The sequence below is a fragment of the Aldersonia kunmingensis genome, assembly GCF_001646865.1.
GTDB lineage: Bacteria > Actinomycetota > Actinomycetes > Mycobacteriales > Mycobacteriaceae > Aldersonia > Aldersonia kunmingensis.
Map to the genome: position 1 here is coordinate 23,214 of NZ_LRRB01000134.1, position 7,097 is coordinate 30,310.

General features: G+C 67.5%; 7 protein-coding genes. 1 reads left to right on the forward strand and 6 read right to left on the reverse strand.

Annotated features, from left to right (window positions below):
- Positions 1-47: 47 nt before the first annotated feature.
- Together gatA and gatC are read right to left on the reverse strand one after the other, a co-directional pair.
- On the reverse strand, positions 48-1,535 hold the full coding sequence (gene gatA / locus A8G08_RS10615; protein ID WP_068273527.1) for an Asp-tRNA(Asn)/Glu-tRNA(Gln) amidotransferase subunit GatA: 1,488 nt from the start codon (positions 1,533-1,535) through the stop codon (positions 48-50).
- Positions 1,532-1,831, reverse strand: a complete 300-nt coding sequence (gene gatC, locus A8G08_RS10620; RefSeq protein WP_068273528.1) for an Asp-tRNA(Asn)/Glu-tRNA(Gln) amidotransferase subunit GatC — start codon at positions 1,829-1,831, stop codon at positions 1,532-1,534. The genes gatA and gatC overlap by 4 nt, the downstream gene beginning before the upstream one ends.
- A gap of 261 nt (positions 1,832-2,092) precedes the next feature.
- On the opposite strand from gatC, the gene A8G08_RS10625 reads away from it, so the two are divergent.
- Positions 2,093-2,743, forward strand: a complete 651-nt coding sequence (locus A8G08_RS10625) for an ACT domain-containing protein (protein ID WP_068273531.1) — start codon at positions 2,093-2,095, stop codon at positions 2,741-2,743.
- Here the strand turns inward: A8G08_RS10625 and A8G08_RS10630 are convergent.
- From A8G08_RS10630 to ligA, 4 genes are all read right to left on the reverse strand, one after another.
- The gene (locus tag A8G08_RS10630) at positions 2,721-3,230 is read right to left on the reverse strand and encodes a GNAT family N-acetyltransferase (protein ID WP_245672768.1); all 510 of its coding nucleotides are present in this window, start codon (positions 3,228-3,230) and stop codon (positions 2,721-2,723) included. The two genes, A8G08_RS10625 and A8G08_RS10630, sit on opposite strands and share 23 nt — an antisense overlap.
- A gap of 86 nt (positions 3,231-3,316) precedes the next feature.
- A complete protein-coding gene (locus tag A8G08_RS10635; protein WP_068273532.1) occupies positions 3,317-4,375 on the reverse strand; it encodes an S-adenosylmethionine:tRNA ribosyltransferase-isomerase in 1,059 nt (352 codons plus the stop codon).
- Complete coding sequence (locus A8G08_RS10640; RefSeq protein WP_068273547.1) at positions 4,372-5,073, reverse strand: SDR family NAD(P)-dependent oxidoreductase; 702 nt, start codon at positions 5,071-5,073, stop codon at positions 4,372-4,374. The genes A8G08_RS10635 and A8G08_RS10640 overlap by 4 nt, the downstream gene beginning before the upstream one ends.
- Positions 5,074-5,131: 58 nt before the next feature.
- Positions 5,132-7,097: NAD-dependent DNA ligase LigA (ligA, locus tag A8G08_RS10645; RefSeq protein WP_068273533.1), on the reverse strand; the 1,966-nt coding region annotated here is incomplete at its 5' end.

The window sequence follows — 7,097 nt, forward strand, 5'->3', positions numbered from 1 at the left end:
CGGGCCGGGCACCGCACCGCACCGCACCGCACCGCACCGCACAAGGCCTATACGCCGCTGCCCGGCAACGCCCCTCGCGCCGCCTCGTATGCCGCACCCACCCGGTACAACCGATCGTCGGCCAGCGCCGGCGCCATGATCTGCAGCCCCACCGGCAGCCCGTCGTCAGCCGACAGACCCGACGGCACCGACATCGCACAATGCCCCGCGAGATTGGTTGGGAGCGTGCACAGGTCGGACAGGTACATCGCCAGCGGATCGTCGACCTTCTCGCCCAGCTTCCACGGCGTGAACGGACTCGTCGGCGAGACCAGGACATCGGCCTGCTCGTAGGCCTTGTCGAAATCGCGCGCGATGAGCGTACGGACCTTGAGCGCCTGGCCGTAATACGCGTCGTAGTAGCCCGCCGACAGCGCGTAAGTACCGATCATGATGCGCCGCTTGACTTCCGGGCCGAAGCCGGCCGCGCGCGTCGTCGCCATTACCTGCTCGGCGCTGCGAGTGCCGTCGTCACCACTGCGCAGGCCGTAGCGCATCGCGTCGAAGCGCGCGAGATTCGAGGACACCTCGCTTGGCAGGATCAAATAGTAAGCGGCAAGGGCATATTCGAAGTGCGGGCACGAAACCTCGACCACCTCGGCACCGAGGTCGGTGAGCTTGGCCACCGCGGCGTCGAACGACGAGATGACGCCCGGTTGGTAACTATCCGAGTGCAGTTCCTTCACCACACCGATACGAACGCCGCGCAGGTCTCCCTCGGCCCCGGCGCGGGCCGCGGAAACCAACGGCGGCACCGGCGCGTCGACCGACGTGGAGTCGCGCGGGTCGTGTCCGGCAATCACCTCGTGCAGCAGCGCCGTGTCCAGCACGGTGCGGCCGCATGGCCCACCCTGATCGAGCGACGAGGCGCACGCCACGAGCCCGTAGCGCGACACCGTGCCGTACGTCGGCTTGGTGCCCACCGTCGCCGTCACGGCGGCCGGCTGGCGGATCGAACCACCGGTGTCGGTGCCGATCGCCAGTGGCGCCTGGAACGACGCGAGTGCCGCCGCTGACCCGCCACCGGAGCCGCCCGGAATCCGGCTGGTATCCCATGGATTCCGCGTCGGACCGTAGGCCGAGTTCTCGGTCGACGAGCCCATCGCGAACTCGTCCATGTTGGTCTTGCCGAGGATCGGGATGCCAGCCTCACGCAGCCGCGTCGTCAGCGTTGCGTCGTAGGGCGATACCCAGCCCTCGAGGATCTTCGAACCGCACGTCGTCGGCATGTCGGTGGTGGTGAACACGTCCTTGAGCGCCAACGGGACACCCGCGAGCGGCGATGCCGGAGTGCCACCGTCCGCGAGGAGCTTGTCCACCTCGGCGGCGGTCGCGAGCGCGGCGTCGGAGGCCACGTGCAAGAACGCGTTGTACTCACCGTCGACCGCCGCGATGCGGTCCAGGTGGGCCTGGGTGACCTCCACCGAGGACACCTCGCGCGAATGTATCAGGCCGGCCAGCTCCGCAGCGGACAGCCGGGTCGGATCGGCGCTCATTCGCCCTCCCCCAGGATCTGCGGCACCAGGAAGCGCTGCTCCTCGACTGCGGGCGCACCGGACAAGGCCTGCTCCGGCGTGAGGCTCGGGGCGAGCACGTCCGGGCGGGTGACGTTGGTGACCGGGTTGGGCGTGGCCGTCGCGGGAACATCGTCCGCAGCGACCTCGGCAACCGCGGCCACATGGCTCAGGATCGAGTCCAACTGACCCGCGTAATGGTCGAGTTCGGCTTCGGTGAGGTCGAGCCGGGACAGCCGGGCGAGGTGAGCTACCTCGTCGCGGGAGATGGCAGGCACCGCGTGCGCCCCTTTCAGGTTCGTTGCGGAAGGTCGGTGTGGAGACCGACGCGGGTCCATCCGGACCGCGCGTTTCTGGAGAACAGCCTAGCGACGTCGCCTTTCGGTGCTCGAGCCGCCCGTGTGCGCTCGTGCACCGCGCCGAGTCGAACTCGTCGTGCCTAGGTGAGACTATTGCTGTGCACCGCCTCCCGCGGTCGGGGGATTGCCGTGCAGCCTCGTCGATGAGGCTCGATATTTGCGGCGAAGAGAGGATCTGACGTGTCATTCCTGCTTCGCGTGCAGCTGCCGGACCGTCCGGGCAGTCTGGGCGCGCTCGCACTCGCGCTGGGCTCGGTCGGCGCCGACATCCTGTCGCTGGACGTGGTTGAGCGTGGCGCCGGATACGCCCTCGACGACCTCGTTGTCGAGGTCGGGCCCGGTTCACTTCCCGACACGCTGCTGAGTGCCGCCGAGGCGCTGGAGGGCGTTCGAGTCGATTCGATTCGACCCTTCACGGGCATGCTCGATACGCACCGCGAACTGGAACTGATCGATCAGGTCGCCACCGCACGCGACGACCGGCTGCAGACCCTCGTGGACGGCGCTCCGCGCGTCTTGCGGGTTGGTTGGAGCACTGTCGTCGACGTCGGACCGAACGGGGCATACCGCGTCGTTGGCAGCTCCGGAGCCCCCGAAACGCACGCCGGCGATGTGCCGTGGATGCCGCTGCAGAAGCCGGCGATCCTCGACAGCGAGGCCGACTGGGTGCCGCGCATCTGGAAGGACATGGACACCAAGCTCGCGGCCGCCCCGCTGGGCGATACCGGCAAGGCGCTGATGCTCGGCCGCCCGGGCGGTCCCGAGTTCCGGCCGTCCGAGGTCGCCCGGCTGGGCTACCTCGCCGGGATCATCGCGACGGTGCTGGGCTGATCCGGTACTCCAGCGCGGGCAGCACCAGCCCGGGTGCCACTTGTGAGTCCCGTTCGGGGACACGCACAAAGCCCAGGCGTTCGTAGATCCGCCTGGCCTCGACCATCTCGTCCATCGTGGTGATGACGATCCCCCGGTAGTTTCCGGCCGTCGCGAGGTCGAGCACATGCTGGACGAGCGTTGTGCCGACGCCGCGTCCGCGGACGGAATCCGCCACCGCGAGCATGCGGAATTCGATCTCGTCCGGCGCTGCCAGCCGGGCGTAGTAGCTCCCCGGGCGAGCGACGGTCACCGAGCCGACGATCTGCCCGTCCAACTCGGCGACGAGGATCTCGGCAGCCTCGGCCCGCTTCGCTGTGTCGGCGAGTTCCGTTGCGTACGGCGAGGTTTCGGCGATGAACCCGCCGCGGACATACACCTCGATGGTGAGCTCGCCGATCTCGTCGAACTCATCGGGACGCGCTTCACGAACGATCACGGACTGCACGCCTAGAACCTAACGCAGCGCAGGTCCGCGGTGATCACGAGCAAATGGCCCATCCCAGGGCCAAACTTGGGGCCACATGCTCGTGATCACTGCCGAGAGCGTGGGCGCACGAGAAGTGCGCTGTCCCCGAACTCGTGCCAGAGATACCCCTTCGCCAGCGCGGCTCGGTATGCCTCGCGCACCGTGTCGACGCCCGCCACTGCCTCGAGCAACATCAGGTGGGACGCACCCGGCGCGTGCCAGCCGGTGACGATGCCGTCCACCACCCGCGCCGGGTGGTGCGTGCCGAGAACGAGGTTCGTCCAGCCCGCAGTCGCCGACGCCCTGCCGTCGTCGGCCACCGCCGATTCCAGCGCTCGCGTGACGGTGGTGCCGATCGTGATGACCCGGCCGCCGTTCTCGTGCGTGAGGTTCACCAGACGTGCGGTGCTCTCCGGCACCGAGAACCGCTCGGGACTCGGCGGCTCACCTTGCTCGGGCGACGACACACCGGTGTGCAGCGTGATTGGGGCGACCACCACGCCGGACATCACCAGGTCGGTGACCAAGGTCTCGGTGAACGGTCTCGAAGCGCTGGGCATTTCCGCGCTGCCGAGCCTTCGGGCGAACACTGTGCGGTAGTAGTCCGGCGACCAGCGTTGCCGCACATAGGAATACGTGATCGGGCGGCCCTCGTGCTGCAGCCAGGTTTTGACATCGACTTCCAGCGCGAGATGTGCGATCCATAGCCTCTCGGCCGGCGGGAGCCACGGAGCAAGCAACTTGGCGACCACGCCGCCGGGCAGGCCGATCTCCATTCCGGCCAGCAGGCTCGCGGCCGCCGCCGGCTTCCCATCGGTCGTCCGCACCTCGAGCACCCACGTGCTGTCATCGAGCCAGGTGGCAAAATGCACGACCACCGGCACTCCATCGACGCGCGCGTCCACCGCGGCATTCATCGTGGCCGAATCGTTCACCACCACCAGATCACCAGGGCGCAGATATCGCGGCAGATCTCGGAAGATGCCGTGCGACACCGTATTTCCATCGGCGACGAGTAGCCGGACCTCATCGCGCGCGAGCCCACGTGCCTCCGGTGGTGCCGGCGCCTCCTGGTCTGGGGGCAGCACGAACCGCACTGACGAGGTGTCGTTGAGGACGGTCATGCTGGCACCCCTGCCCCAATTTCGGCGGCGACGAGGCGTCCGCTCGGCGGCCGGGTATCGATCAGCCGGAGCAACGCCGGCACCACCGTTTCCGGCTCGGGGCGATCGGAGATGTCCTCGCCCGGGAATGCCGCCTGGTGCATCTCGGTGCGCATATCGCCCGGATCGACTGCATAGAACCGCAATTCGGGGGTCTCCTCTCCCAGCACTGCACTCAGCTGATCCAGAGCAGCCTTGGATGCCCCGTATCCACCCCAGCCCTCATACGGGGCGACGGCAGCATCCGAACTGACGTCGATGATCGTTCCCTGCGCCGTACGAAGCTCCGGCAGCACAATTTGGATGAGATCGAGCGGCGCGACCACGTTCGTGTCGAGCACGCGCCGGAACTCGTCGAGCGGATACCGCTCGAGCCGTGGCAGCGGACTTGGGCCGAGGCGGCTCGCGTTGTTCACGAGCAGGTCGAGCCTGCCGCGTTCGCGCACGATCCGGCCGAGTTCGGCACGGTGGAGTTCATCGGTCACGTCTCCGGCCACCGCAGTGAAACCCGGCCCGAGTTCGTCGCCGAGACCGCGCAAACGATCGGCTCCCCGAGCAGTCCCCACCACCTGCCACCCGTCGGCGACCAGCCGGCGGGTCAGCGCCCGGCCGAGTCCGGCCGAGGCGCCGGTAATCAGTGCAGTCCTGTTGTCCGTCATCACGATCTCCCTCGTGTCGGCTACGAGGTCCATCGTGAAACCTGAATAAAGGTTTAGGTCAAGCGTCGGTTTCCGCAGGAGGCGCTACGGCGTCCGGTCCACCGTCGAGCAGCGCCCGGAAACCGGTCTCGTCGAGGACCGGAACACCCAACTCGATCGCCTTGTCGTGCTTCGACCCCGGTGCTTCACCTGCGACGACATAGGCGGTCTTCTTCGACACCGACCCCGCCGCCTTACCGCCACGCAGCAGGATCGCCTCCTTCGCCTGGTCGCGGGAGAAAGTATCGAGCGAACCGGTCACGACGATCGACAGACCTTCGAGATTCCGCTCGATCGACTCGTCCCGCTCGTCTTCCATCCGCACTCCGGCGTCGCGCCACTTGGCAACGATGTCCCGGTGCCAGTCGACGCCGAACCAGTCGACGACCGCGGCGGCGATCGTCCCGCCGACGCCCTCGACACCGCTCAACTCGTCCTCGGACGCCGCTTCGATGCGCTCGAGGCTGCCGAAATGGGTAGCCAGCGCACGCGCCGCCGTCGGCCCGACATGCCGAATCGACAGGCCGACGAGCACGCGCCACAGCGGCCGGTCCTTCGCGGCATCGAGATTGTCGAGCAGGCGCTTTCCGTTGGCGGACAGATTGCCCGCCTTCGTGGTGAACAGCGGGGTCTGCATCAGCTGGTCCTCGCTCAGCGAGAACAGATCACCCTCGTCGGCAATGACCTTCGCGTCGAGCAGGGCGATCGCAGCCTCGTAGCCGAGCACCTCGATATCGAATGCGCCGCGGCCTGCCACGTGAAAGACGCGCTCGCGCAACTGCGCTGGGCAGGATCGCGAATTCGGGCAGCGAATATCGGCGTCACCCTCCTTCGCCGGGGCGAGTTCGGTGCCGCACTCGGGGCAGTGCGTGGGCATCACGAATTCGCGGGCATCGGCCGGCCGCACATCGACCACCGGACCGAGCACCTCGGGGATGACATCGCCGGCCTTGCGGATGGTGACGGTGTCACCGATCAACACGCCCTTGCGCTTCACCTCGGATCCGTTGTGCAGCGTCGCCATCGCCACCGTCGATCCCGCGACGGTCACCGGCTCCATCACCGCGAACGGCGTCACCCGGCCAGTTCTCCCGACATTGACCTGAATGTCGAGCAGCTTGGTGGTGACCTCCTCCGGCGGGTATTTGTAGGCGATCGCCCAGCGCGGCGCCCGCGAGGTATTGCCGAGCCTGCGGTGCAGCGACATTTCGTCGACCTTGACCACGAGACCGTCGATCTCGTGCTCGATATCGTGCCGATGCTCGCCCCAATATTCGACGCGCTCGATCACGGCATCGGCTCCCTGCACGCGCCGGGTGTGCGGCGACACCGGCAGCCCCCAGGCAGCGAGCGCGACATAGGCCTCGAACTGCGAGCGCGGTTCGAATCCCTCGATCCGGCCGAACCCGTGGCAGTACATGCGCAGATTGCGCCGCGCGGTGACGGCAGGATCCTTCTGACGCAGCGAACCCGCGGCCGTGTTGCGCGGATTCGCGTACGGCGGTTTACCTTCCGCGACAATCGCGGCGTTGAGGATCTCGAAATCCTCGAGCCGGAAATACACCTCGCCACGCACTTCGAGCAGCGCGGGCACCGGGTACTCGTCGGTTGCGGCGAGCTTGTGCGGGATATCGGTGATCGTCTTGGCGTTGAGCGTGACGTCCTCGCCGGTGCGCCCGTCGCCACGGGTGGCTGCGCGGACCAGAACGCCGTTCTCGTACACCAGGTTCAGCGCGACGCCATCGATCTTCACCTCGCACAGATAGTGGAGATCCGGCCCGGTTTCCACCTCGACTCGCGAGACCCACGTGCGTAGCGATTCCTCGTCGAAGACGTTGTCGAGGCTCAGCATGCGCTCGAGGTGATCGACCGCGGTGAAATCGGTCGCGAAGCCTCCGCCAACCAGCTGGGTCGGCGAATCGGGCGTGCGCAGATCGGGGTGAGCATCCTCGAGCGCGGTCAGCTCACCGAGCAGGTTGTCGAAC

Coding starts and splice junctions, on each gene's coding strand:
- gatA (WP_068273527.1), bottom strand. CDS start 1,535: ATGAGCGCCGATCCGACCCGGCTGTCCGCTGCGGAGCTGGCCGGCCTG.
- A8G08_RS10640 (WP_068273547.1), bottom strand. CDS start 5,073: ATGACGGACAACAGGACTGCACTGATTACCGGCGCCTCGGCCGGACTC.
- A8G08_RS10635 (WP_068273532.1), bottom strand. CDS start 4,375: ATGACCGTCCTCAACGACACCTCGTCAGTGCGGTTCGTGCTGCCCCCA.